This is a genomic window from Paenibacillus sp. EKM212P (genome assembly GCF_011066115.1).
Classification (GTDB): Bacteria; Bacillota; Bacilli; order Paenibacillales; family Paenibacillaceae; genus Paenibacillus; species Paenibacillus polymyxa_B.
Genome location: NZ_JAAMNR010000004.1, coordinates 25,525 through 51,608 on the forward strand (window position 1 = coordinate 25,525; position 26,084 = coordinate 51,608).

23 protein-coding genes and 1 tRNA gene are annotated in these 26,084 nt (G+C 44.2%); 8 read left to right on the forward strand and 16 right to left on the reverse strand.

Going from position 1 to position 26,084, the window contains the following annotated elements; genetic code table 11:
- The first annotated feature begins 23 nt into the window (after nucleotides 1-23).
- Both G9G54_RS12635 and G9G54_RS12640 read left to right on the forward strand, forming a co-directional pair.
- Nucleotides 24-689, forward strand: coding sequence for a cupin domain-containing protein (locus G9G54_RS12635; RefSeq protein ID WP_061828481.1), 666 nt, complete (start codon nucleotides 24-26; stop codon nucleotides 687-689).
- A 112-nt stretch (nucleotides 690-801) separates the two neighbouring features.
- Nucleotides 802-1,032 carry a hypothetical protein gene (locus tag G9G54_RS12640; protein ID WP_025719727.1) on the forward strand — a complete coding sequence of 77 codons (231 nt, stop codon included), beginning with the start codon at nucleotides 802-804 and terminating at the stop codon, nucleotides 1,030-1,032.
- Between the two features lie 189 nt (nucleotides 1,033-1,221).
- On the opposite strand, the gene G9G54_RS26010 is transcribed toward G9G54_RS12640, so the two are convergent.
- Complete coding sequence (locus G9G54_RS26010; protein WP_013371969.1) at nucleotides 1,222-1,350, reverse strand: hypothetical protein; 129 nt, start codon at nucleotides 1,348-1,350, stop codon at nucleotides 1,222-1,224.
- A gap of 168 nt (nucleotides 1,351-1,518) precedes the next feature.
- On the opposite strand from G9G54_RS26010, the gene G9G54_RS12645 reads away from it, so the two are divergent.
- Nucleotides 1,519-1,785 carry a DUF2642 domain-containing protein gene (locus G9G54_RS12645; protein ID WP_025719729.1) on the forward strand — a complete coding sequence of 89 codons (267 nt, stop codon included), beginning with the start codon at nucleotides 1,519-1,521 and terminating at the stop codon, nucleotides 1,783-1,785.
- Nucleotides 1,786-1,855: 70 nt separating this feature from the next.
- Here G9G54_RS12645 and G9G54_RS12650 read toward each other — a convergent pair whose 3' ends face one another.
- Together G9G54_RS12650 and G9G54_RS12655 are read right to left on the reverse strand one after the other, a co-directional pair.
- A complete protein-coding gene (locus tag G9G54_RS12650) occupies nucleotides 1,856-3,400 on the reverse strand; it encodes a GH25 family lysozyme (protein WP_165178364.1) in 1,545 nt (514 codons plus the stop codon).
- A gap of 240 nt (nucleotides 3,401-3,640) precedes the next feature.
- Entirely contained in the window at nucleotides 3,641-4,666 is a 1,026-nt protein-coding gene (locus G9G54_RS12655) for a YeiH family protein (protein ID WP_061828483.1), read from the reverse strand.
- Between the two features lie 118 nt (nucleotides 4,667-4,784).
- On the opposite strand from G9G54_RS12655, the gene G9G54_RS12660 reads away from it, so the two are divergent.
- Entirely contained in the window at nucleotides 4,785-5,672 is an 888-nt protein-coding gene (locus G9G54_RS12660; RefSeq protein ID WP_165178365.1) for a LysR family transcriptional regulator, read from the forward strand.
- Nucleotides 5,673-5,736: 64 nt separating this feature from the next.
- On the opposite strand, the gene G9G54_RS12665 is transcribed toward G9G54_RS12660, so the two are convergent.
- The 7 genes from G9G54_RS12665 to G9G54_RS12695 all read right to left on the reverse strand — a co-directional run bounded on the left by G9G54_RS12665 (nucleotide 5,737) and on the right by G9G54_RS12695 (nucleotide 13,867).
- Nucleotides 5,737-7,314, reverse strand: a complete 1,578-nt coding sequence (locus G9G54_RS12665) for a glycoside hydrolase family 43 protein (RefSeq protein ID WP_165178366.1) — start codon at nucleotides 7,312-7,314, stop codon at nucleotides 5,737-5,739.
- A gap of 16 nt (nucleotides 7,315-7,330) precedes the next feature.
- The gene (locus tag G9G54_RS12670) at nucleotides 7,331-8,287 is read right to left on the reverse strand and encodes a pectinesterase family protein (protein WP_165178367.1); all 957 of its coding nucleotides are present in this window, start codon (nucleotides 8,285-8,287) and stop codon (nucleotides 7,331-7,333) included.
- A gap of 25 nt (nucleotides 8,288-8,312) precedes the next feature.
- Complete coding sequence (locus G9G54_RS12675) at nucleotides 8,313-9,197, reverse strand: dienelactone hydrolase family protein (RefSeq protein WP_165178368.1); 885 nt, start codon at nucleotides 9,195-9,197, stop codon at nucleotides 8,313-8,315.
- Nucleotides 9,198-9,220: 23 nt separating this feature from the next.
- Entirely contained in the window at nucleotides 9,221-10,582 is a 1,362-nt protein-coding gene (locus tag G9G54_RS12680) for a glycoside hydrolase family 28 protein (protein ID WP_165178369.1), read from the reverse strand.
- Nucleotides 10,583-10,713: 131 nt separating this feature from the next.
- Complete coding sequence (locus G9G54_RS12685) at nucleotides 10,714-12,234, reverse strand: extracellular solute-binding protein (protein ID WP_165178370.1); 1,521 nt, start codon at nucleotides 12,232-12,234, stop codon at nucleotides 10,714-10,716.
- A 28-nt stretch (nucleotides 12,235-12,262) separates the two neighbouring features.
- Nucleotides 12,263-12,886 carry a YesL family protein gene (locus G9G54_RS12690; protein WP_023989417.1) on the reverse strand — a complete coding sequence of 208 codons (624 nt, stop codon included), beginning with the start codon at nucleotides 12,884-12,886 and terminating at the stop codon, nucleotides 12,263-12,265.
- Nucleotides 12,887-12,907: 21 nt separating this feature from the next.
- Nucleotides 12,908-13,867: an ABC transporter permease gene (locus G9G54_RS12695; RefSeq protein ID WP_023989418.1), complete on the reverse strand. Its 960-nt coding sequence runs from the start codon at nucleotides 13,865-13,867 to the stop codon at nucleotides 12,908-12,910.
- A 269-nt stretch (nucleotides 13,868-14,136) separates the two neighbouring features.
- On the opposite strand from G9G54_RS12695, the gene G9G54_RS12700 reads away from it, so the two are divergent.
- Nucleotides 14,137-15,036 carry a carbohydrate ABC transporter permease gene (locus G9G54_RS12700; RefSeq protein ID WP_028540498.1) on the forward strand — a complete coding sequence of 300 codons (900 nt, stop codon included), beginning with the start codon at nucleotides 14,137-14,139 and terminating at the stop codon, nucleotides 15,034-15,036.
- Here G9G54_RS12700 and G9G54_RS12705 read toward each other — a convergent pair.
- A complete protein-coding gene (locus G9G54_RS12705) occupies nucleotides 15,033-17,294 on the reverse strand; it encodes a helix-turn-helix domain-containing protein (RefSeq protein WP_165178371.1) in 2,262 nt (753 codons plus the stop codon). The two genes, G9G54_RS12700 and G9G54_RS12705, sit on opposite strands and share 4 nt — an antisense overlap.
- Nucleotides 17,295-17,462: 168 nt before the next feature.
- Here G9G54_RS12705 and G9G54_RS12710 point away from each other — a divergent pair, with 168 nt between their 5' ends.
- The 3 genes from G9G54_RS12710 (at nucleotide 17,463) to G9G54_RS12720 (ending at nucleotide 20,597) form a co-directional block, all read left to right on the forward strand.
- Complete coding sequence (locus G9G54_RS12710) at nucleotides 17,463-18,959, forward strand: GDSL-type esterase/lipase family protein (protein ID WP_165178372.1); 1,497 nt, start codon at nucleotides 17,463-17,465, stop codon at nucleotides 18,957-18,959.
- A 284-nt stretch (nucleotides 18,960-19,243) separates the two neighbouring features.
- A complete protein-coding gene (locus G9G54_RS26015; protein ID WP_257785365.1) occupies nucleotides 19,244-19,372 on the forward strand; it encodes a hypothetical protein in 129 nt (42 codons plus the stop codon).
- A gap of 421 nt (nucleotides 19,373-19,793) precedes the next feature.
- The gene (locus tag G9G54_RS12720) at nucleotides 19,794-20,597 is read left to right on the forward strand and encodes a DUF4352 domain-containing protein (RefSeq protein WP_061828493.1); all 804 of its coding nucleotides are present in this window, start codon (nucleotides 19,794-19,796) and stop codon (nucleotides 20,595-20,597) included.
- Nucleotides 20,598-20,859: 262 nt separating this feature from the next.
- Here G9G54_RS12720 and G9G54_RS12725 read toward each other — a convergent pair.
- The 5 genes from G9G54_RS12725 to carB all read right to left on the reverse strand — a co-directional run bounded on the left by G9G54_RS12725 (nucleotide 20,860) and on the right by carB (nucleotide 26,084).
- Nucleotides 20,860-20,933 (reverse strand) — tRNA-Ile (locus G9G54_RS12725).
- Nucleotides 20,934-21,057: 124 nt separating this feature from the next.
- Complete coding sequence (locus G9G54_RS12730; RefSeq protein WP_014282411.1) at nucleotides 21,058-21,222, reverse strand: hypothetical protein; 165 nt, start codon at nucleotides 21,220-21,222, stop codon at nucleotides 21,058-21,060.
- A gap of 146 nt (nucleotides 21,223-21,368) precedes the next feature.
- Nucleotides 21,369-22,010 carry an orotate phosphoribosyltransferase gene (gene pyrE / locus G9G54_RS12735; protein WP_061828494.1) on the reverse strand — a complete coding sequence of 214 codons (642 nt, stop codon included), beginning with the start codon at nucleotides 22,008-22,010 and terminating at the stop codon, nucleotides 21,369-21,371.
- Nucleotides 22,007-22,801 carry an orotidine-5'-phosphate decarboxylase gene (pyrF, locus tag G9G54_RS12740; protein WP_081112405.1) on the reverse strand — a complete coding sequence of 265 codons (795 nt, stop codon included), beginning with the start codon at nucleotides 22,799-22,801 and terminating at the stop codon, nucleotides 22,007-22,009. The genes pyrE and pyrF overlap by 4 nt, the downstream gene beginning before the upstream one ends.
- Nucleotides 22,802-22,868: 67 nt before the next feature.
- The gene (gene carB, locus G9G54_RS12745; protein WP_165178373.1) at nucleotides 22,869-26,084 is read right to left on the reverse strand and encodes a carbamoyl-phosphate synthase large subunit; all 3,216 of its coding nucleotides are present in this window, start codon (nucleotides 26,082-26,084) and stop codon (nucleotides 22,869-22,871) included.

Here is a 26,084-nt window from a genome sequence, read left to right on the forward strand (position 1 = left end):
AACAGAAAGGCTGGAAACGACGCGTGAATTCATATATGGATTACACCTCTCCTACTGTACAATTCACCTATGATTTAAGTGACAATGTTTTGTTTCAGAAGGATGCTCAAAATTCGATCAACGAGCTGTCGATCCAGCAGCTGAATACATTAGCAAATGTATCGCTGCTGGATATTCGCCTCAGCACTGCTAATGTTGTGGAGCCTCACTATCACCAAAATGCCACAGAACTGGTCTACTGCATCTCTGGAGCAGTAACCGTGTCACTGATTAACCCCTTTACCCGTGAGTTACGACATTTTCCGATCACACCTGGCCAAGTGGCTAACGTCCCTCAAGGATGGTGGCATTATCTGGTCGCCACGATGGATAACACTCATTTGTTGACGATTTTTGATGCCCCGACCCCTGAATTCATACTGGGATCTGACATTTTGCGCCTAACGCCAAATAACATTCTGGCTCATACTTACTGCCTGGATGAGAATAAGGTTCAGGAAGCGCTCGCCCCTATTAAAAAACCTGTCATCATCGGTCCTCCCAATGACTGCAAGCAGCAGCCCCCCCGAAAACCAGGGATACATGTAAGACTTGCTGATGCTTCATCACACCATCAAGCCGTCCCCCAAAGAGATTACGCCTATACTAACGGATATCCTGGCTTCTCTTTTAATCCCTATCAAGAATAGGCTAACTCTAGTCAGGTCTTAAGTTGGAGGGAATACCCTTTCCCTGTATGTTCGCCGTTACCATAAGACCGTCCCTCTCATAAAATGCCAATGTATAAGAGGGGGTGATGGAATGGACGCTTACTACAACTGTTTGAACTGCATGAATAAAAAGGTGCGTATTCTCACCATTGACGGAAAACAGTACGAAGGAACCATTATGGATGTGGATCGTAATAATGTGTACTTAAAAACAGAACGGAACGGACGTGTACAAACGTCTGCCTTTTATCCTGGCTACGGGTATGGGAATCAAATTTTAACTTTGAGCCTGTTCACCCTGCTGGCGATTGCGTTAATTTAATCCCTGATCCATTGTCCGTTCCTGTCTATAGATGCCAATGTACCTCAAATGGCAGCTGCCCAGCCCGGCACAGTTTGTGTAGGGCTTGTACGCTGTTATTTGAGGTGTTTTATCATACGTTCCATCCTCTAAAACACTTAACCCCCCATCGGTTATATACCAATGGGGGGTTAAGCTACTCAGTTCATTTTAAACCCATAAAGACTTCGTAATGATAACGAGCAGAATGAACAGTACCAGAATAGCTCCTGTCGATGTCCATACTCCTGGGTAGCCCCCTACTGAACCGCCACCACAACCTCTTTCACATTCACTCATGGTCATTGCCTCCTTCAATTCAAGGTACAACATAGCTTATGTATTGAGCTTTCCTACGGACCGGGCTTTTCGGCAATGTTATGAATGTTTTCGCTGATGGGCATTAGCCTACACCTTTCCTAGGCAGGAGCATAGGATAACACAACTAATCTTGAAGGAGTGAAGCAATTGAATTCAAATCAAATGCTCAATTACAACGTTAATCAACCTTTCCCCCACCATCCTACCTCTCACCACGTCGTGGTGCACCCTGTAGATCCATACGTCGTAGAAACATTAAAATCGGTGATCGGCAAGTACGTTGTACTTGAGACAACACGTGGCAGAATTGATGGATGTGTAGTGGATTGTAAGCCCGACCATGTCATTTTAGATGTATACGGAAAAAAATTCTTTGTTCGAATCAGCGAAATCGTATGGATCATGCCCAACTAAACAAATCAGACATAAACATCCTCGCAGATCCCGTTCCGGATTCGCGAGGATTGATCATGATATGATTATGCTAATTAAGCTCTCCTGCCAGTGAAGCCCGGAGTTCATCTATCGTTCCGTTGTATTCATCCAAATCGACTTGGCCTTGAATACCCGGAACACTGCCTGTGCTACTGTACTGCCAAGCCCACCAGCTATTCCAAGCTGGGACTGCGGTCGGCTTTTGCGTAGTGCTGTATCGGGCTACCCACAGCTTATACATAGAAAATGTAGGATCAAACTTGGAAGCAAAGACATTGCCCGTGTATACGATCGGCTGACGCCCGGTAAGCCTCTCCATTTCATCCAAAAAAGCATGCGCCACTTCACTAATCTGTGCAGGAGTAAGACCTTTGGGGTTATTTTCATAGTCCATCACAGGGGGTAGATCCAGCCTGCCTCCTGCTGAATCTATAGCCCTGGCAAAATTAGCTGCTTCCTGACGAGCTCCATCCGCAGTAGTAGCGTTCAAAAAGTGGTAAGCGCCAACCAGGATGTTAGCATCTCTGGCACCCTGCACATTTACTAAAAATTGATTATCTTGATATTTTGTGCCCTCTGTAGCTTTAATAAAAGCAAATGTCTTGCCTGCCGCCGCCACTTGCTGCCAATCAATATTGCCATTATAGTGTGAGACGTCAATCCCTTGCGCGTGTCCATCAGAAGAAATCTCAGGTACAACAGGTATGGTAGGTATAACGTTCTCGGTAGTTGATGGCTCCTCTGTTTCCTGATCCAACGCTATAACCACCTTACCATCATCCGCATTGAGTACATGAAAGGATGTACTCTGATTAAGATCGACCACGATGCGTACCGAGGCTGGGTTTGTACTAGCCATGGAGTATCTTACTTGAGAAACATCTGGATCTTCTGTGACTGGAAAACTTCCTTGTCCACCATTGTTAAATGATTGCGATGCTGGAAATTCCTCAGCAAACTTTGTATCCGGTATGTCTACAACAATACGGTCTGCATGAGTCAACGTGGTTACTTTTGGGGTTACTTTTCCATTAACAGTTATAGTTAATTGGTGATTATCGAAGCTAATTTGGTTTATAGCCGTGCGCGCACTCTCTTTAGGATTACTTACAGCTGGAGTAGCAGGATGATCATGAGTGGACTCGCTATTGCCGCTTGAAGTAGGAGGAGTCGTCAGGAACACGGTTTTAAGCTCGTTGTTCCAGATCACATTCATTCCTGTCTGTTCCGATACAAAGCGAAGCGGAACATAAGTCGTCCCCTCTTTAAGCAAAGGAGCTACAGCCAATCCCATTTGATGATCATTGACAGAGGCTATGGGATTGTTGACCTGAAGACTGAGGTTAAGATTTTGCTTATGTATAGTTATGGTCCCTGTCTTGGACTCCCAATTCACGCTATAACCCAATTCCTCTACAATGAGACGGAGTGGAACCAGTACATTCCCCTTTACTTCTTGAATCTGAACACCTTTGCCAACACTTATATCTTTACCATCCAACTGAAGACGTGAACTCGAAGATGCAGCATGACTTTCTCTTGGAAATGCTAGTAGAAACAGAAACAAAAAAGCAAATAAACAAATTTTTTTCATTATGTACCCTACCAATCTCTATATTTTCGCTTATGAAATTCTTGCACTCTATGATTCTCAGGACCTCTATTTTGATAGACGCGAATCATATGGTAAAAGTTACGATTGATTCAGTACATATTTCAGTCTTATCATACAAAAGTACTAAAAAACTCTGCCAGCTATACAGCAAGCAGAGCTTTTTTCAGTTTTATTAACCTAGTTTACTAGCAATCTTATCACCAAACGAATACTTCATGTTCACACTGTTAAAAATGTTAACCCTATAAGAATGATCGAGGTAACAGATAGTACCAGTAAGGGAAGCATTGCTTTCTCCCGCAAAGCCTTAAAGCTCACATTCAGCCCCATGCCTACCATAGCCATTGTTAACATAAAGGTGGTAACTTGAGAAATTCCGTTCGTCAGACTAGATGGAACTACAATATATTTCCCAAAAACATAGCTGCCCACAATACTTGTAGCCATAAAGCCGATGAGGAACCAGGGAAACTCCACTTTAGCGTCTGTACGAATTTTTCCAGTTCGTTTCATCCAAACCATTAAAACAAAGCTGAGCGGTATGAGTAAGAAAACACGCCCCAGTTTAGCTAATAAGCCCATTGCAAGAGCATCCTGTCCGGCAGGCGCTGCAGCTAAGGCCACATGTGCAATTTCATGTAAACTGATGCCCGACCAGATTCCATATTGCATATCCGTCAAAGGAAGCCAGGGCCGAAGCACAGTAAACAAAATGGCAAATACCGTTCCAACCAAGGCAATGAGTCCTACTCCTATGGCTGTATCCTCATCTTTGGATTTTAACAAGGGAGAAACCGCTGCAATCGCTGCTGCACCGCAAACTCCTGTTCCAATACCAAGAAGAAGCGAAAGCGAAGCATCTGCCTTGAAACGTTTTGCCAGCCAAACCGTAAAAAAGATGGAAAATACAACAGTGCCCACATCACGCAAAAGTAAACCCAACCCATGATGAATGACAACATCCATGTTCAGCTTCAGCCCAAATAACACAATCGCTCCACGTAGTATTTTCTTTGCTGAAAACTCAACCCCCGAGCGCACAGCTTCAGGGTATCCCCACAACTGTCGGTACAGAATAGCGAGAAACATAGCACAGGCCAATGGACCTACATAATGAAAACCTGGCAATTCATTCAGGCCGTAGCCTGTCAAAGCAAATAACATCGTGAGGATAATGCCAAATATACGCTGGAATAATCGCCCTCTGTTCGAAAATAATTTGGTGTGTTGTGTATGACTGTTCATGGTGAACCCCTCCAATTCTACATGCATCCAGCTTAATATGTTTTTTGTCATAAGAAAAATAAATCATTATAATAATGATAATAAGTAAATAGATATGATGAATTTGGAGGAATGGGCTTTGGACCAATCTTTAATCGTATTTGTTATGGTCGCGGAGAAACAAAACTTCACACGAGCTGCCGAGGAGTTACACATGACCCAACCTGCGGTAAGTCAATATATTCAAACGCTGGAACGTAGCGTAGGGACCCGCCTCCTGGAGCGTAGTAATAAATATGTGCGCTTAACCAAAGCAGGTGAAATTGTGTATCATCATGCTCAGGAGATTATCCGTCTCCATACACGGATGCAATATTTGGTGGACGAGCTGATACATACGGCAAAAGGAAACCTGTCGATTGGCGCAAGCTACACATATGGCGAATATGTGTTGCCGCATGTGATTGCGCAAATGAGAATCCAGTATCCACTCATTCAGCCCTCGATTACCATCGGTAACACTCAGGAAATTGAAAAACTCATGATCCATAATCAACTGGATGTAGGCATTATCGAAGGAGAATTTCAGCATGACCATTTACACATTGAATCATTTGCTGATGATCGAATGTATATCGTCGTTCCGCAAAATCATCGTTTGGCTGGTAAATCTCAAGTGGATTTAAGTGAGCTGCAAGAGGACATCTGGATTCTGAGGGAAGAAGGTTCTGGAACCCGGGAAGCGGCTGAAAATATGTTTGCACGGTTCCGGTTCTCCCCTTCTCATATGATGAATTTTGGCAGTACACAGATCATCAAAGAGTCTGTAGAAGCAGGCTTGGGGATTTCTTTGCTGTCCCAATGGGTCATTCAGAAGGAACTTGCTCTGGGCACATTAAAAGTACTGGATATTCATAATCTTCCGGTCATTCGAAAATTCTCCTTCCTAACTCCTTCATCGACATTTGAAACGAAAGCAAGCACCGCTTTTTTGGAGATTTTGCGAAGTTATAATGTGACAAGGTAAAGTGCAGAAACCACGAAAAAAAGCACCCATTAAGGTGCTTTCAACATAATCATTATCATGTTTTTTATGAGGAAAGATGATCCTTACCATGATATAAGAAATGAGAAAAATCAGCGTAGCTTCCTTGGAATTGTTGCATATCATGAGCAGCAATACCTACAAAATTCCCTGTAAAACCACCGGATAAAAATCTGATATCCTGCATTTCAAAAAGCCGCTTCCAAGCAGGTTTGTCTCCGACTCCATAATAAAATTGCCCGTGGGATGCATGGACTTCCACAGCTAAATGTATAGGAAGATCGTCCTGAAGCGTAATCGCTTGGGGAACTAAGGTAAATGTGTTGGCTTCACATCGCATCATACGCAGCACCTTCCCTTGTCCCTCCTCATAGCTAATATAGGCGTACAAATAATCTTCTTCATTAAGGTACAGTAGAAGCCCCGCCATTTGCAAATAGCTTGTTGGCTGATACTCCAATGCTGTTTCCACCCGGAAATGATGATCCGTTTGCCGAATGGCAAGCACATGATGCTGGAACAGACTTTGAATGGATTCTCCAGCTAGAATCCGAAGATAACCGGGGCGCTGGCTTAATGAACACCAGCTATCATCCGCCAGGATACGCAATGTGTTCCACGTTTTATCTAATGTGGGTCCCTCGAAAAAATCCTCGAAAATATAACTCTGCTGCTCTTGTTTAACCGAGAACTTCCCTTGAGGTGCGGGCACCTCCAATTGAGGTGTATGGCCCCCGGCGGTTAATCGCAGCCAGCCTTCATCATTCCAGTACACTTGCTGCAAGGCTGTTTCCCGTCCTAAAATGGCATATTTCCCCTCTACTGGACGTGTGCATAAATGAGCCATGTACCATTCGCCGTCCGGTGTTTGTACAAGACTGCCATGTCCTGCGCATTGTAACGGGAAATCCAGTCGATCACGTGACGTAAGCATGGGGTTGTGCGGGTCTACTTCATATGGACCGGATATCTGCTTCGACCGTGCTACGGTAACGGCATGCCCCGTACCCGTTCCGCCTTCCGCTGTAACAAGATAGTAATATCCATTTTGCTTATAGATGTGAGGCGCTTCTGTTTTCTTCAAAGGAGTACAATCAAAGATTTTGACAGGCTCGCCAATGAGTTGTTGTTGCTTGCTGTCATACTCCTGCATGACGATACCGGAAGATTTATTGCTTTCCAACATACGGTAATCCCACAATGCGTTCAACAGCCATTTGCGTCCGTCCTCATCGTGAAATAAAGACGGATCAAATCCACTACTGTTAAGATAGACGGGTTCCGACCAAGGTCCTTGGATCGTAGGCGCCGTCATTACAAAATTATGGACGTCCTTGAACGGACGCTTGGTGCTTTTCACATCCGTATAGAGCAGATAAAAAAGGTCATCCGCATAGCTAAGCTGCGGTGCCCAAATGCTGCAATTTTTCGGGTTTCCTCTTAAATCAACCTGATCGGTCAAAATATCTGTGCAATGCTCCCAGTTGGCCAAATCTTTGGACTGGTACACCCGTACTCCAGGCAGCCACTCAAACGATGACACCACAATATAGTAAGTATCCTCGACTCGTGTAATACACGGATCGGGATTAAAGCCTTTTAATATGGGATTTTGAATCATCATGAGACCTCACTTCTCCTTACTTCCAAAATGTGACTTCATCAAATACCTGTTCCTTGCTCCATACTTCTGTTCCCGTTTCAAAACAATCTGCCCACGGAACACGTTGCTTACGTAACGTAGCAACTTCATCGGGTCCGTTATATTCCTGATAACAGACCGTTTTCTCGTTCGCGACATTATCCCAATTGTCCCAGCCACGTGGGTCAATATGATCGCCCATTTTACAATCGACAAATACGGTCTTGGCATACTCCCGCCACGGACGTCCCAAAAAAACCGGGGTAATATCAGCTTCTGCGGTTAAGTAGCAATGGTTGAATACATAACCATACGCTTGTCCTTGCGGCGTAGAGGCGGCTGTGACGTAGCTCGTTTGGTTGTCATGATGGCGTAAACTGCGAATTTCGCAATCTTCAAAATACGCGGTAGCCCCACCAAAAATAAAGTCCACCGTACCCTCTATATAACAATGCTGATAAAGCTGCCGATAGTGCCTATGATGCTCCTTCAAATGGATTCCACCAAACTGGAGTCGTTCTTTCGGTGCAGGAGGTAGAGGGCCTGTAAATAAAGTATCCTGGTGCCCTTTAAAGGTACAGTTTCTAAAGACCGTTTCATCACAATGAGCGTATACCGCAACGGCCTGCCCAATGGCTTCTCCCTGTCCTGCCGTGTTGGAAATCGTGAGATTTTCCAAGATCAGATGGCTACCGCCTAAAAATAAAGTAGGTGTCGCAAAGGTCCCTATTTCCTCTCCCGCTTCATCCCGTTCCTTGGCATACCGATCCATTCGAATCTCTACCTGTCCGATGCCTATAATATGAAGATATGAACGGTAAATTCGTACCTCTTCCTCATAAGTACCTGATAAAATAGTTAGCGTTTCCATTTCGTTGGAATCCGACTGCTCCAATACAGCAATCGCCTCCTGAATCGTATGGAAATCACAAAAGGATTCTTTTCCAACTAGCATGGTTACCCCGATCCCTTCATTTGATTTACAGGTGTTCGGCTAAAAATGACTGCCACGCCGTTCGCATTTCCAACGTCTCCATATGTCCACCGCCCGCAATCACAGGCTGCCAATGCTCAGGGTGACCTGCCTCCTGGTAAGCTTCCAGCAGCCCTTTTGCCAAATACTCGACTCCTTCAATAGGACACATCCGGTCATTTTGACCTGTTATACTCATCCGTTGACGAGGTACGATCCGCTTTTGAATATCCAAGGTGGTAAAATGCTTCAGCAAGCCGGGGACATAGGAATAGAAACCATGATGATCCAACCCCCTTTTGGCGATTAGCGTATGGGCATCTACCTGTCCACAAATATCAACCGTCACCTGTATCCGTTCATCTAACGCAGCCATCCACCATGCCATGAGTCCGCCCATCGACATACCGATTGTTGCAATACGGGAAGCATCAATATCTTCACGCTGGCACATATAATCCACCAAACGACGGTTATCATACAGCATCATGCCCCACAGCACTTGGCCCTGCCAGAGCATTTCTTTTACCAGCTCGCTCTCGGTTTTGCCTCCACGTTCATTAAAGCCCCACATGTCAATACAGCATACGCAGTACCCCATGTCTGTCAGGGTGGTACCAAACGAGGGCTGCTGCAAGTAAGAACTGCTATGGATCAGTTCATTGCGCCCGTTCGTATAATTGCCTCCATGCGAATGGTTAAAAACGACCAATGGGAACGGACCGTTCCCTTGTAAGGGTGTAGCTACATAAGCGGGTACAGACTCGATCCCGTTCAAGTCGAGCAGGAGACACTCCAGTCGGTATCCCTCGCGCTCTTCTTGATTCAGCAGAGTTGCCGTTACAGGGCGATCTGCCGGAAGGTCTCCCAACAATGCTTGCAACTTATCCACGTTGTACCTCCTTTCATGCCCTCCTAATTCATCTTATTTCGTTCAGAAGGTTGTATCGTTACTTGTTCTATCAGCTTTTCGGGCTGAGCTGTATTCTTCGAATGACAACGATTGATTTCAACGTCTTCCCCATTTTCAATATAAAAGGCAGGACCTTCATGATTCTCAATCGTCACATGTTGAAAACGAATATCCTTCACGTTACCTAGATAAAAACCACGGTTGCTCATATCTTCTATCCCTGTCATCATGGCCGGACGACCGGGAATTGCATTTTTAGCCATAGAAATATCAATATTGGAAAATGTAATTTCAGCAATATATTGTTCTGCAAGTCCATATAAGAATCCAGCAGCCGCATGAACCTGTCGTGCCGTAATATCGGAAAAATGGATTCGTCTAAAGCACGGGGTTTCATCGGTAATCGGATAGGGATTTTTGTCCCACACATATTTGTCTTTGCCCCGAGGGCCGCAGAAATAATAAAGGTTCAGAATAAATGGACAAATTACATCTTCCATCACAATGTTGCTGATGCGAATATCCTCGATGGTTCCGCCACGTCCTCGTCTGGATTTCAGACGTATGCCCCGATCCGTTTGCTTGAACACGCAATTGCTGATCGTAACATTGCGAATGTCACCACTCATTTCGCTTCCCAGTACGACTGCGCCATGTCCATGCACCATCGTACAGTTGGTAATCGTAATATTTTCACATGGAATTCGCTCTTGTGTATCTTCGGTTCCTGCTTTGATCGCAATACAATCATCGCCCACATCTATATTGCAGTTGCTAATACGAACATTCGAACAGGATTCGGGATTAATGCCATCCGTATTGGGGGAGTCCGCGGGGTTAAGAATGGACAAATTATCAATCGTAACGTTATAGCAAGCGATGGGGCTTACAGTCCAACTGGGGGAATTTTTTAACATAACATCTTTAATGGTAACCCGCTGACAACGGTCAAAGCTGATTAATTTGGGTCTCGGATACTGTAACTCCTCTGGATGATTGCGGTGCTTTTCCCACCACGGCTGACCATTTCCATCCAGCGTTCCGCTACCTGTAACTGAAATATTCTCAAGGTTCTGCCCATAAATGCATGACGCATGCACTTCCCGCTGAACGCCTTCCCATCTGGATTCTACTACAGGGTAATCAGCCAGTTCCGTACTGAAGGACAGAATTGCGCCAGGGCTTACATGAAGCTCAATGTTACTTTTCAGAAAGATAGCACCTGTCAGATACGTCCCAGACGGAACAAAAACGGTTCCTCCTCCAGCATTGCTGGCCGCTTCAATGGCAGCCGCAATCGCTTCCGTAGCCAACGTCGTACCATCCTGAACTGCTCCATAATCTACAATGTTATACAATTGCATTTTGTTCTCTCCTGTCTTTATATTTTGTGAATGTTAGATCCATTTTGTATTGGGAAAGCATAAGCTGCCCCCGGATTTCAACATCCAAGAAATCATTCAAGGAGTCTGGGGGCAACAGCCATGCTCAGCTATTATTTTTTCGTTTTCTTATACGCTTCCTCATACTCAGCAGTAATTCGTGATCCACCGGAGTTTTTCCAGTTTTCTACGGCTGCTTTAAATCCGGCTTCGTCAAGCTCACCCATAATAAATTTGAAGGAGGCATCGGTAATGATTTTCTCCAGCTCTGTTCCTTGCTCATTAGCGGTGACTGAATCCAGTGGCACGGTCGGGTCCAGAACAGCAAATTCATTATTTTCACGGACTAATTCATTAGCCAGTTCCTTTTCTGGATTGGCATCTTTTAAGTTATAGGTCACTTCGCTCGGTCTGGAGCTTGAAAACGGCTGAACATCTGCTTGCCACAAATCTGTATTCGTAATTTTGAAGGCTCCATCTTTTTCGATCTTATAATGAGTGCCTTCAATACCGCCGGTCATATACATATATACATCTTTGTCAATTAAATCATCTACAAATTGCAGCAGTCTCTTCAACTCAGCTTCTGTTTTTACTTCGGATTTCGGAAATGCGAGCAAACCTCCTACCCCGCTTCCCTCAGACCATACGTGGTATTTGCCATCTCCATTCGAAATCTTGTTAACCGGTACCAGCTTCAGCCCTTTTTGCAAGCCTTGGGACAAGGTTCTGAGGTTAGAGATATCGATCATGCCTGTATAAATACCTGCTTTACCTTGTGCAAATTGTTGCTGCTGATCCGTTTTAGCGGTTACAGCAAAGTCTTTAGAGAGATATCCATTTTTGTATAATTTATTGGAATACTTTAAGGTCTCCAAATATTGAGGAGTATCAAATTCCGGCGTAAACTTTCCGCTTTCATCTACTTTCCAGCCATTAGGTGTGCCAAAGTAGGAACTTAAAGTTTTGAAGCTGCTATAGCGTAGATCCGATCTGTCAACAAACCCAGTCGTATCATTTTTTCCATTTCCATCCGGATCATCTTCTGTAAACGCTCTCGCAACTTCATACAACTCATCCAGTGTCGTCGGCACCTTCAGTCCTAAGCGATCCAGCCAATCCTGGCGAATGACCAGACCTGCCCGAGCCAGATTTTTCTGGAACGGAACGCCATACAGTACCCCTTCAATGGATGCGGCTTCCCGAACTTCAGGCGGGATTTTTTTCAAATTTTCATAATCATCCAAATACTTTCCTACATCCCAGAATAGCCCTGATTTCAAAGAGCTTCGTACTGAAGAATTTGTCATCATCGTCAGGGTCACCATATCGGCCAATTCGCCGGATGCAAGCGCGGTAGTGATTCTCTCTTCTTTGGAAGCGTCAGGCACCCAATTGAACGTGATTTTAGAATTGGTGTATTCTTCAATTTTGCTTTTGATCGTTTCTGTAGGCGGAGAAGCTGTATGCAATACGTTTAACCAGGTAAATTCCAGTTTGGACTTCGGATCATAGGTTTGGCCGCTTTGATCCTCAGCTCCCTTGTCAGCGCAAGCAGCTAAAAAAACACTCATGACCATTAGTACAGCAAGAAGGCCCGATACTCCCTTTTTCGTCGTGATTCCCTTTTTCATCGTGTTTGCTCCTTTTCTGTTTATATATTTATGCCATATCTTCCTCTTTCACCAGAACCTCTCGCTCTATTTTGCTGAACACCTGATGCGTCATCCACATCACGAGATAACCCATAATACTTGCTCCGGCAAAAGTTAGAATTCCTGGGTACAAGCCTAGAATCAATGCAAAAAGCACGACAATGGCTACAAAAAGAACAAGCGTATATTGTAAATACGAAAATCCAATCACTATCGACATTTTGACCTTCAGTCCGATACCTTTCCAATCATAGTGAGCCAGCAGCGGGAAAATGTAGGCCAAAGAGATGAGATACAAAAAGGCTCCAATAAGCGTCACCACACGAACATACCAGGACGAGACGTTGACTATATCCACGTAGAGCACGTAACCCACAAGGCTGTAAAGCCCGCCAATGATTGCTGCTTCTTTAAAGCTTTCTCTAAAGTAACGTACAAACGTCGAGAAAATGGCGACTTCCTCATTGCCCCGAATCCACTGCCTTAAAATACTAAGCATAGCAACGGTTGCAGGCCCAACGCCTATAAAACCCAAGCCCAGAATCGTCGCAACCGTCCAAAGCAAGTTAAGGTAGACCAGGCGCAGCAGGCGCATGCACCATTTGTTCATGTTTTCTACAAACCGTACCATTTTGCATCCTTCCCGTCGTCATTAGTAAACGCCGTCTTCACCAAATTTCTTGGCCAGTCGATTGGAGCCCATAATCAGGATTAACCCTACTACACCTTTAAAAAGTCCTACCGTCGTACTGAAACTTAATTGTCCATTCTTTAAGCCCGCAGTATAAATGTAGGTGTCAAAGATTTCGGCAACCTCGCGGTTTAATGAGTTCAATAGCAGATACATATGCTCAAAGCCCAAATCCAACGTGCTACCGATCTTCAAAATTAACAATGTAATAATGACTGGGCGGATCGCAGGCAAGGTAACGTGCCATGTCTTTCTCAGGCGTCCAGCTCCGTCCATCTCTGCTGCCTCATACAATTGCGTATCTACCACTGTAATCGCAGATAGATAAATGATGGTAGACCAGCCAAGTTCCTTCCAAATCACTTGCCCGATGTAGACGGTTCGCAGCCATTGAGGAGAAGTTAAGAAGCTGATCTTCTCACCGCCCAGCGCGGCAATCATTTCATTCAGCACCCCACCGTCTACGGTTAGGAATACATAAGAAATCGAAACAATGATAACCCATGACATAAAGTGCGGGATGTAGATGATGGTTTGAATAATGTTTTTAAAAAACATCTTCCTAACCTCGTTCAACATGAGTGCCAAAATGATGGGCAATGGAAAAAAGATTACAATGTTCAGCGCAAACAAAACCAGTGTATTACGAAGCAGCATAAAAAACGTAGGCTCGGTAAACAAACGAATAAAATGCTTCATTCCTACCCATGGACTGCCCGTGATTCCCTGAAAAGCTTGATAATCCTGAAATGCAATCACCAATCCCCCCATAGGAAAGTACTTAAAAATAATGAAGTACACCAGTCCGGGTAAAACCATTAAATAGAGCAACTTGTGTTTCTGCATTCGTAAAAGGCTTTCCGTCGTTCTTTTGTTCTTTTTCATTTTCATGTTTGGTGCGGGGACACTTGAAACTTTCATTAGTTCGACCTCCTTCAAACGTTCCTGTATACGTTTTCAAGAGTACGCGATTTTCAGCATTCCGCATATAATCATCAAATGATAGCGTTTACAAAATTGAGTATACAGCCTACTTTTCAACCTTTTCACCTTAGCAAATGATTACAACACAACCTAATGATCATCCGCTTTTCTCCATGATTAGAGAACACCTCAAGATTTGATTATATACGGAATTCTTTCCTCTTGATAAGGTTGACATGTAAACGATTACGAGGAGGTCAACCACATTGACGCAACCATTACGAAAACAAAAATTACGAAAAAAAGAATCGCTGGGCAGCCGTATTTTCAACATTGTAAACAGTACACTATTGATTCTCATTGCCCTCACTTGTCTCTTACCTTTTTTGAATATCATCGCCAGCTCTTTTGCCTCAACTGAAGAAGTGATAGCCAAGAAGTTCATTTTATTCCCAGTTACTTTTTCCTTGGATGCCTATCGCTATATTCTGTCGACTCCCACCATTTTTAGAGGTCTCGGGGTTTCGGTTGGAGTAACGGTCGTCGGTACAGTTGTAAGTATGATATTTACTGCTTTTATGGCTTATGGATTATCCCGAAGATATCTACTTGGCCGCAATACGATTAACTTCATTGTCGTGTTCTCTATGTTGTTTAGTGGGGGGATGATTCCGACATTCCTGGTTGTAAAAAGCATGGGGCTTATCAATTCGTATTGGTCCTTGATTCTTCCCGTGGCCATTAATGCGTTTAACCTGATTATCATGCGTAACTTTTTTCAGGCGCTGCCAGATGATTTGGAGGAATCAGCCAAGATGGACGGGTGCAACGATTTTGGTATCTTCTTTAAAATTATGTTGCCGTTAGCCCTGCCTTCTATTGCAACCATCTCTCTATTCTACGCTGTTGCCTACTGGAATACGTATATGCACGCCATTCTCTATATCAATGATTCTGCCAAATGGCCGATTCAAGTCTTGCTTCGTCAAATTGTAATCGTTTCCAGTGGTATGCAGGCAGAAGGAACTGCTGTAGATGTCATCCCGCCTGCGCAGACGATTAAGATGGCGGTCATTGTCATTGCGACCGTTCCGATGTTAATCGTTTATCCATTTGTGCAAAAGCACTTTGTCAAAGGAGCTTTATTAGGAGCGGTTAAAGGCTAATTGGCTTGCTTCATCTTTCGGTAAGCTCCCGGTGTAACCTGTTCCTTTTTCCGAAAAGAGCGGATAAAGTTTTGCGAATTATGATATTGCAGTCGCTCAGCGATTTCTTTAATCGTCATATCGGTCTCAACGAGCCATTTCTTGCCCATTTGTAACCGGTAGCCCATTAGATATTCACTAAACGTCGTTCCGTATTCTTTTTTGAAAATACTGCTTAAATAATTCGGATTGTAATGAAGTCGGTCTCCAATGAGTTCTAATGATAATTCCTGGTCATATTCAGCACGGATAATAGCAGCAATTTTTTCCGAGAGACAGCGGAATTGCTGATTGGTCTTCTCCTTCATGCTTTTTACCATGGGGAAAATAACTTGCTCTATCAGCATACGTTCTATCTCTTCCGGGTTACGGATGTCCAGCAAACGATGATACAAGGCATGATTGTCTTGCGTCAGCAGCACTTCAATCCCTAATAGCTGCTCCAATTGGATGAGGTTATTCACAAACCGTACCAACAGCACTTCAAAGTTCATGGAATGATTGTTTTTTATCATCATTTCCTCCAATAAAGAGTGCACGGTATGGTATACCTGCTCTTCGTCCCCTATTCGGATGGCATCAAACAGTTTTGATTCCAATTCCGTAGGATAATGAAGCAGCACCGGACCTGAAATGACCATGGAAATATCTTCATAAAAAATAATCGACTCTTTGCCTAAATTTAAACGGTGATGCAAAGCTTGCTTGCTCATCTCACAGGCTTCTTTACTTTCTAATAAGTTATCATACGCCGTACTAATGCCGATGCTGATGGATACATTCAAATACTCTTTTACGTTTCGAACCAAAAGGGTCGCATCATCTAGGACTTGCTTTCTCATTTCCTGTTCGCTCTTACCTGTCAAAATTAATATAGTGGCCTGAGTGTTATCGTTCAAAATGATGGGAAGCATTCGCTGCTGCTCTGGAATCGTTTCTTCTACGATTTTGTTAATAGCCAGCAGCAAAACGTCTTTATCCGAGGGATCTCGATCTCCCAGATTATCCAGTTGGACCAACAAGGTAATATACATTTGATTCTCGATCTGCGGATAACCCAAGCGTGGCATTTTTCGTGCCAATTCCTCTGCAGAAATACGTTTGCGGAACAGGTTGAGAATCAATTGGGTTTCCAACTGTGGCATTTCGGACTGAATGAGACTTTCCAAGCTTTCCTTCTCGGTTACAATGTTGTCGATGGAATTAATAATCCATTCAATTTCATTTTTAGAAGGTTCATTTTTGAAAGCGAAATTAGGATTTTTAGGCAAGCTTCGTTTTATTTGCTGAAATGGCTTTGTAAAGTAAATGGCAATGAAGTACGCCACTACCACCATTAAGAGCGTTAATACAAGTCCCATCATGATGATTCCAAATTTGGTCGTTTGAAAGGCATCCGCAATTTCTTTCTTATCTAATACCGTTAAGTAAGTCCAATTGTTATAGGCAGATTTGGCGTAAATGACTTGTCGTGCAGGCTGCTGATCCGTTTTCTCCAAAGTTAACATACCTGTGTTGTTCGGCTTCACTGTAGCTTCTGAAATGTGCTGAAGCTGCTGAGTGGACAATAATTGTTCAGCAGGCTGGGTTTCATACATTAAATCGCCTTGTTTATTCAAAATAAAAACAGCCATATGATCCTCGGTTTGAATCGTATGATTTAACGTTTGCAGCGAAATATCCGACAAAGCAATGGCTTGCTTCTTCTTAGAGAATACAGGCAAGGTATTCACAAAACGAATTCCTTTATCTGTTTTAACCCAGAATAGCCCCTTCTCTTGGTGGTCGATATAGGTACTAATCAGCTTTTCTCGTTCCGTTTTCGTCAAATAGGACAGGCTACCATTGGAGATTCTCCAATTCTGATCCAGACTGATTAGTGAATATTCCGTTCCTTCTAATCCCATCGTAGCAATATAATTGAGCTGAGTATTCACATTCCGATACGCTATAAAATCTTTTTCTGTAATGGGATTTTTCACAACATCATTAAAGGAACTGGTCGTGCTATACGTATTAAAAGCATATTCAATCGTTTGAATTTTCTGCTCCAGGCTATTTCTGATCTGTGCCATGTAGCTTTGCTTGGTATTGGAAACTCTCTCCACAACGGAGCTAATTGTTGTAAAATAGATGTAGCTGCCAAAACTGGCCACCAATCCTACTCCCAAAACCAGAATCGTAATAAAAATAGTGTAGAACATTCTTCCTTTTTTCATTGCGCTCCCCCTCTGGCTCTTTGCTTCACATCAAAATTATAGCGCTTTCATAACAAGGTTTAAATCATTTTTTTCACGTGTGCATTATTTTTTACATCCGTATCATTCCAATTTAAGTCGATTTTGTTTGGTTTGCGGCAGTTAAAAAGAATTTTGGAGGAGTTACTTATGTTACATGTGGTTAGTCCTAAAGAACCGATTATAAAAGAACAATTTCCGTCAAACACTTCTTTTCTCTCCCTATATCCCGTAACAGTTCGTCAAGCTCGTCCTTTTATATTGGTATTACCTGGCGGTGGCTACGAGCATTTGGCCTCACATGAAGGAGAGCCTATAGCTCGGTGGTTGAATGATCTAGGTATTCATGCGGGTGTGCTGGAGTATCAAGTCGGCGATTTCGAGATTACTTCTTTGTTGGAGGATGTAGAACATGCTCTGCAATGGATTCGCCAAACACCGCATGACTGGCTAGTCATTCCTGATCAAGTGGGGCTCATCGGTTTTTCAGCAGGCGGTCACTTGGCCTCCATAGTCTCCACTATAGGGGCAGTAAAGCCAGATCTTCTGTTGTTGGGATACCCTGTAATTTCATTTCATGAGCCTTATACACATATCGGAAGCCGTACACATTTTTTAGGGGAACAGCCGACGCCGGAGCAGCTTCAAGCCTTTTCATCTGATCGGCAAGTAACTTCACAGACACCTCCAACTTTGATATGGACTACAGCCAATGATGGCGCTGTACCGGTAGAAAATAGTCTGTTGTTCGCTTTTTCATTATCCCGGGAACGTATTCCGTTTGAACTGCATGTATTTGAGGAAGGGCGACACGGATTGGGACAGTCAGAGGACAACCACGAATGCCGTCAATGGCTTGATCTGGCGGAAACTTGGCTTCAAAAACATGGATATGCTCAGGCAAGGCAACAGATGACAACTCGACTGTTTATCGCCGGGGACTCCACTGCAGCTCAAAAAGGGGCTACCGAAAAACCGATGACAGGCTGGGGTGAACACTTGCAAAGCTATTTGGCACCGTCTGTTCATGTGGACAATCGTGCTGTCAATGGGCGAAGCACCAAATCTTTTATAGCAGAAGGCCGATTAGCTGATATTGAAAAAGATATTCAAGCTGGAGACTATCTGTTTATTCAATTTGGACACAACGATGAGAAAAAAGAAGACCCCACTCGCTATACCGATCCTGATGGAGAGTATCGTCAAAACTTAATTCAATACATTCAGTCCGCTCGGGAGCGTGGTGGAATTCCAGTGCTATTGACCTCTGTAAGCCGCCGCCGATTCACCGCAGACGGTGAACCTGATCCGTTGGCTGTAGGAGCCTATCCTGCTGCCATGAGAAAAGTAGCCGCGGAAACCAAGACACCCCTGCTCGATATTTTTGAAGCTTCTCAGCAGCTTTATCGTTCAATGGGTGAAAAAGAGTCACAGCAGCTATTTATGCATTTGCCTGAAAAAGCGCATCCTAATTACCCCGCTGGTGTAACAGATAATACCCATTTTTCTGACGAAGGAGCCGAACAGGTCGCCCAGCTTGTAGCGGAAGCCATTCGACAGTGTGCGGAACTGTCTGCATTAAAACAGCGTATCGTAGAAAGGAATCTAGACAGCGATGAGAAGCTTGCACACCAACTTGTAAACTGATATCAAGAACTAAATAGATACAAACACAAAACGGACTTGGAGCTAATCACTCTGACGTCCGTTTTTTATTCCGTGTGGATCAAAGACTATACAGCTAGGAGAATAGTTCAAAAGTACAGTAAAGACTTATTGGGAGTATTATCGTCCCTAGCGCGTCCGCATCTGTAGGCCCTTCTCCGGTAATTACGCCTGTCGTAGAAGTTAACGGAGTATACTACAGAACGGCTACGTTGCCACGTAATTATTCCTATGCGTTGTCAAATTACCCAGGGGATACTTATAAAGTGGCGAGCGGAAATGTCACCGTCTCCGCTTCCGGGGTGGTAACCACCACTACTGCAACGAATGCAAGAGTTGAGATTTACGGCGGTAACGGTAAATTGAGAATGGTATACACTGTTAAGGTATCTTAAGATAAAAACGGTAAAAATAGCACTGTCCGTTTATTGGGCAGTGCTATTTTTATGGACGGGCTGATGTCAACCCCTATTCTCATAGCTATTCAATGTCCTGTTCTTTGAACTCTAAAGATCATGTTTAAACCGAATCCAATTAAAACGAAGCCCGTAGCTTTATCAATAACATTTTGTACTCTCGAAGACATTAACCATTTCCTTACATAACTCAACAATAATACGATTGTGGCAAACCAAACAATGGAAACTGCTGCATAAAGTAAAAAATGAAGGCTTGATTGTAGCCAGGCATAATAAATTTCGGTAAAAACGTGAGAAAAAATAGTGAAATTAGTTATTTGTAAATATTTACAGAAAAATAGATCTAGTTCTGATAGACTATTGCTACTATATTTTTATGCTGGAGGATATTGGGTTCATGAAAAATAAAGCTTTTTTCTCTCTTTTGTGTGCTTTTATTATTTTTATAATGGGATTAACAGCATGTGGAGTATCATCAAGTAAAGATCATTCATTATTATCTAAAGAAGAATTTGAACAAATGTACGTCAATGCTGATCAGTTTGAAGACCGCTCTATTGATTTTTATGGACAAATCACTAATGGTCCTAAGGAGGATAGAGATGGGATTTATGTTCAAGTAAATGCTGATCCGAAAAATAATGAAAAAAACACTTTTGTCTACGGCAATAGTTTTTCCAGCTTTGTTAATGCAAAAGAGAATGATTTTATCCACGTAACCGGTACTGTCATTGATAAATATCGCTATAGAACGACCTACGGCACCTACACGTCAGCTCCTGCCATCTCGGCAAATAAAATAGAAAAATCTATGTTTATTGATCCTACATTGAGCACTATAGAAGTAAATAAGTCAATAAAACAAAAGGGCTATATCATGACTCTTCAAAAAGTCGAGTTTGCTGAAGAGGAAACACGGATTTATATGGCAATCGAAAACAAATCTAAAAACACGATAAATTATTATGACTTTTATACTAAATTGGTTCAAGAAAACAAACAATACGAACCAACGACTGATAGTGTAAGTTATACTTATCCTGCGTTACAGTCTGAAATACTACCTGGTATGAAGACAGAAGGAATTCTGACATTCTCAAAAGTTGACTCTTCTACGGACTTAACCTTAATTGCAAAGGGGTCTGCGGAGGATTTTTCCATTGAATATAATCCGTTCAAGTTTAAAATCTCAAAAAAATAGCCTTTTGGGAGCTTCTCCTAGCCTATAGATTGCATCCCCTAGAATAGATATTGATCCCCACTGGGTAGTTTAATATATTCTAAGGGGGCATTCTTCATGGCAATGAAAGATTAAAAAAATTAAATCACATTTAGAAAAAGTGAAGAAAGAGAAGGTTCGCTGCAAATTATAATCGCTCCCTAATAAAGGGGCTATTCCCCTCCATTTTCTCACCCTCTATAAACAACAAAAAAACCCTTGCTACGCAAGGGTTTTGAGGAAATGGGCCCTGAGGGACTCGAACCCCCGACCAATCGGTTATGAGCCGACCGCTCTAACCAACTGAGCTAAGGGCCCTCAAAAAAATTTGTATATTCACGTTACACATTCATAACAGCAACGTTAATTAATATACAACATTTTCTTGTGTTTCGTCAATAGTCTTTCGAAAATTTTCTTTTATAAAATTATTTTTATGGACTTACGGAATAAATCGGACACCATAACGACCTTTGCGCGAGCGGTACACCTCCACTGCGCGGGGATCATTGTAGCCATACATCCAGCCGTCGTGCTCCAACCTTTTTGCCAGACATCCTGCCTGGAATTTAGTCGTGTACAGTCTGCCATAGTAAATCCAATACATCCGAGCTCCCTCTTTTCACATGATGGTAGGAGTAGTGTAACCGGATCGAATTCGATTTACACGGCCCGAGCCATAACAATCTACAATAGTTAACAACGAGTACGAATCGTTCTAATCATTAGCTCTGTTGTCCCCTATAGCTCATCTTATTTGCCAAAGGAAGCCGGGTCCTGACGCCAAGAACGCAGCAGTTCCATCTCTTCTTCCTGAATGGTTCCTTCACGCAAGGCAACATTCATCAGAGCTGTATAATTGGACAAGCTTTGCAGCTCCACACCTGCTTCTTCAAAAGCTTGAGTCGCTTTGTCTAGCTGGTAGCTGAAAATGGCTAGTACCGCTAACGGCTGAGCGCCTGCTTGTGCTACAGCCTGTGCTGCTTTAATGGAGCTGCCTCCTGTAGAAATGAGATCCTCGATGACCATAACCTTTTGTCCTGGGCTGATGCGGCCTTCAATTTGGTTCTCTTTCCCATGTCCTTTAGCTTTGTCCCTTACATAGGCCATTGGCAGATTTAGCTTTTGCGCCACCCAGGCCGCATGAGGAATCCCTGCTGTAGCTGTCCCTGCAATGACTTCGGTTTCGGGATATTGCTCACGAATGAGGGCAGCAAATGAGTCTGCGATCAGCTCGCGTACCTCCGGGTAGGACATGGTCAGGCGATTGTCGCAGTAAATTGGCGATTTAATGCCCGATGTCCATGTAAAAGGCTGCTGCGGGCGCAATGCCACCGCCTGAATACGTAACAGATGGGATGCAATTTGCTCGGGTATACTATTCAATGTAGTCATACTTGTATCATCTCCTCAATAATGTGTTCCGCTGCGGCGCGTGGGTCTGCTGCTGCGGTGATAGGACGTCCAACGACAATGTAGCTGCTGCCTTGGTCAATGGCTTGTCCAGGAGTAAGCACACGTGATTGATCGCCTGTAGCACTACCTGCCGGGCGTATGCCAGGGGTTATCGTCTTAAATTCTGCTCCACACACAGCACGAATGGCAGGCACTTCCAAAGGGGATGCTACCACACCATCCAGTCCCGCCTCACGGGTCAGTTGTGCGTAACGAACCACTGCATCCTGTACCGTACCAGGAATACCTAACTCCTTATTCATGGTCATCTGATCCGTGCTGGTCAGCTGTGTGACTGCAATAATGAGCGGCATGGAAAGCGAGCTGTCTGCCGAAATAGCTGCTTCTGCACCAGCTTTAGCGGCTGACATCATATTAACGCCCCCAGCAGCATGTACGTTGAACATATCCACACCTAGGCGTGTAATGCTCTCTGCCCCTCCCCGCACCGTGTTAGGGATATCATGCATTTTCAAATCCAGAAATACGGAGTATCCTCTGGACTTTAGCTGTTCTACAAAAGCTGGCCCTGCACTATAAAACAGTTGCATACCTACTTTTATATAACAAGGAATCCCCTCTAGCTGCCGAATTAACTGCTCAGCCTGTTGTGCATTGGGATAATCTAACGCAACCATCAGCCGTCCTGCCATCTGCTGAAATGCTCCATTCACCGTTCTACATCCCCTTTTCACGTCAATTCGGGTACATTTGCCCGTGATAAAGGACATCCGTCAGCCGAAGCTGATGAATGTCCTTCCCTGTGCTACTTATTTCCTCACATCTATTCGTAACGCATTATTTGCTCAGGACTGGCATGGATTCGGATGTGAAATTGATTGTTTCCAGCATTCTTAGCAAAGCGCGTACTGTATCCAATGAGGTCATGCAGACGATGCCATTCTCAACTGCTTCACGGCGGATACGGAATCCATCACGCTCTGGCGTTTTGCCTTTGGTCAGCGTATTGAAGACAAAGTTGGCTTCACCCGTACGGATCATATCCAGGATGTTCGGGTTCCCTTCGCTCAGCTTATTGATCGTGTTCACTGGAATGTTGGCTTGCTCCATAGCAGCCGCTGTTCCACCTGTTGCAATAATTTTATAGCCCAGTCTGTAAAAGCCCTGCATCAACTCGACAGCTTCTTCCTTGTCCTTATCCGCCACTGTAATGATGATCGCCCCAGTGGATGGAATTTTCATACCAGCCCCCACAAGTCCTTTGTACAGGGCTTTGGCATACTGAATGTCGCGTCCCATAACTTCACCTGTGGATTTCATTTCCGGGCCCAGCGTCGGCTCTACACGGCGTAGTTTGGCAAAGGAGAATACCGGAACCTTAACCGAGACATAATTACTTTCAGGCCATAGACCTTCTGAATAACCTGCATCTTTAAGCTTACCACCCAAAATAGCCTGTGTAGCCAGATTCGCCATTGGGATATTTGTTACTTTACTCAAGAAAGGAACTGTCCGCGAGGAGCGAGGATTAACCTCGATCACGTACACCTCGTCTTGATGAATAACAAACTGGATATTTACCAGACCGATCGTTTTCAATTCCTTAGCGATGCTGATTGTAATTTCCACAATTTTTTGTTTCAACTCGGCAGACAAGTGCTGTGGTGGATACACCGCGATAGAGTCACCTGAGTGAACCCCGGCCCGTTCTACATGCTCCATAATGCCTGGTACCAATACTGTCTCGCCGTCGCAGATGGCGTCGACCTCAACTTCTTTACCCAGCATATAACGGTCGATGAGCACCGGATGCTCTGGATTGATTTTAACCGCTTCTTCCATGTACCGCAGCAATTCCGTATCTGAGTACACGATTTCCATAGCGCGCCCACCCAAGACGTAGGATGGCCGTACCAGGACCGGATAGCCTAGCGCCTGTGCGGTTCCTACTGCTTCATCTACCGATGTGACCGTGTTGCCTTTAGGCTGTGCGATAGCCAGACGAGACAAAAGTTGCTCGAACTTTTTCCGGTCTTCCGCTTCATCGATACTTTCCAGACTCGTACCCAAAATATTCACGCCTGCCGCACTCAGCGGAGCTGCGAGATTAATGGCCGTTTGACCACCGAACTGGACGATAACCCCAATCGGTTTTTCCTGCTCGATGACATTCATGACATCTTCGAAGAAGAGCGGTTCAAAGTAGAGGCGGTCGGATGTGTTAAAGTCCGTAGATACCGTCTCCGGGTTGTTATTGATAATCACTGCTTCGTAGCCCGCTTTTTGAATAGCCCATACCGCATGTACGGTGGAGTAATCAAATTCAATCCCTTGCCCGATCCGAATCGGTCCAGAGCCGAGTACGATAACTTTCTCTTTGCTAGATGGAATCACTTCATTTTCCATCTCGTAAGAGGAGTAGTAGTACGGAGTTGTGGCTTCAAACTCGGCTGCGCACGTATCTACCATTTTGTAGACCGGACGCAGGTTTTGAGCTAGACGGAATTCACGCACCTCACGCTCGGTTGTCATACTATCGGTTTGGCCCATACTGCGAATCTCGGCGATCGAGCGGTCAGTAAAACCTTTACGTTTGGCCTGATAGAGTGTTTCGTAGGTCAGCTCAGATTCTCCAGCGATGATGGCTTCGAACTTGACGATTCCCTCTACCTTATCGAGGAACCACCAGTCAATTTTCGTCAAATCTTGAATCTCCTGCTGCTGCCAGCCGCGACGGAACGCCTCAGCTACCAAGAACAACCGCTCATCATCTGCTTTAATCAGGCGATCCTGGAGTACGTCATCAGACAGCTGTTCGGCTCCCTTAAGATGCAGACGGTGTACACCAATTTCCAACGACCGTACCGCTTTATGGATGGATTCTTCGAATGTGCGTCCGATGGCCATGACTTCACCCGTTGCTTTCATTTGCGTGCCCAGCTTGCGGTTGGCAGAAATGAATTTGTCAAATGGCCAGCGTGGTATTTTGCTCACGATGTAATCCAGTGTTGGCTCAAAGCAAGCATACGTTTGTCCCGTTACCGGATTCACAATTTCATCCAACGTGTAGCCCAGTGCAATTTTGGCAGCCATTTTAGCAATCGGATATCCGGTTGCCTTGGAAGCCAGCGCCGAGGAGCGGCTTACGCGTGGGTTTACTTCAATTACATAGTATTGATAGCTGTGCGGATCAAGCGCAAACTGTACATTACAGCCACCTTCGATATTGAGGGCGCGGATAATTTTCAGAGAAGCGGAGCGCAGCATCTGGTATTCGCGATCTGACAGCGTCTGACTCGGAGCTACTACGATACTGTCGCCAGTATGCACGCCGACTGGATCAAAGTTCTCCATATTACAGACAACGATGCAGTTATCATTGCCGTCACGCATGACCTCATATTCGACTTCCTTCATACCTGCGATACTTTTTTCCACCAAACATTGTCCGATTGGACTGTATCTCAAGCCAGAGCTGACGGTTTCACGCAGTTCTTCTTCTGTGGAACAGATACCACCGCCTGTTCCCCCTAGCGTATAAGCCGGGCGAACGATAATTGGATAACCGATTTCGTTAGCAAATTCCAACGATTCTTCCAAGGTTGTTACAATTACACTCTCCGGTACAGGTTGTTCCAACTCGCGCATCAAATCACGGAACAGATCACGATCTTCGGCTTTTTCTATCGAATTCAGTTGAGTTCCCAGCAGCTTGACGTTTTCACGCTCCAGCACTCCGGCGCGAGCCAGTTCCACTGCCATATTCAGACCTGTCTGTCCTCCCAGCGTAGGAAGCAGCCCATCTGGACGCTCTTGACGGATAATCTGTGTTACAAAATCAAGTGTAATCGGCTCGATGTATACTTTGTCTGCCATGTTGGTGTCTGTCATGATGGTTGCCGGATTACTGTTGATCAGTACTACCTCGACGCCTTCTTCTTTGAGCGCTTGACAAGCTTGTGTACCAGCGTAATCAAATTCTGCTGCCTGACCAATGACGATAGGACCGGAACCGATCACAAGTATTTTTTTAAGTTCTGTATTTTTCGGCAT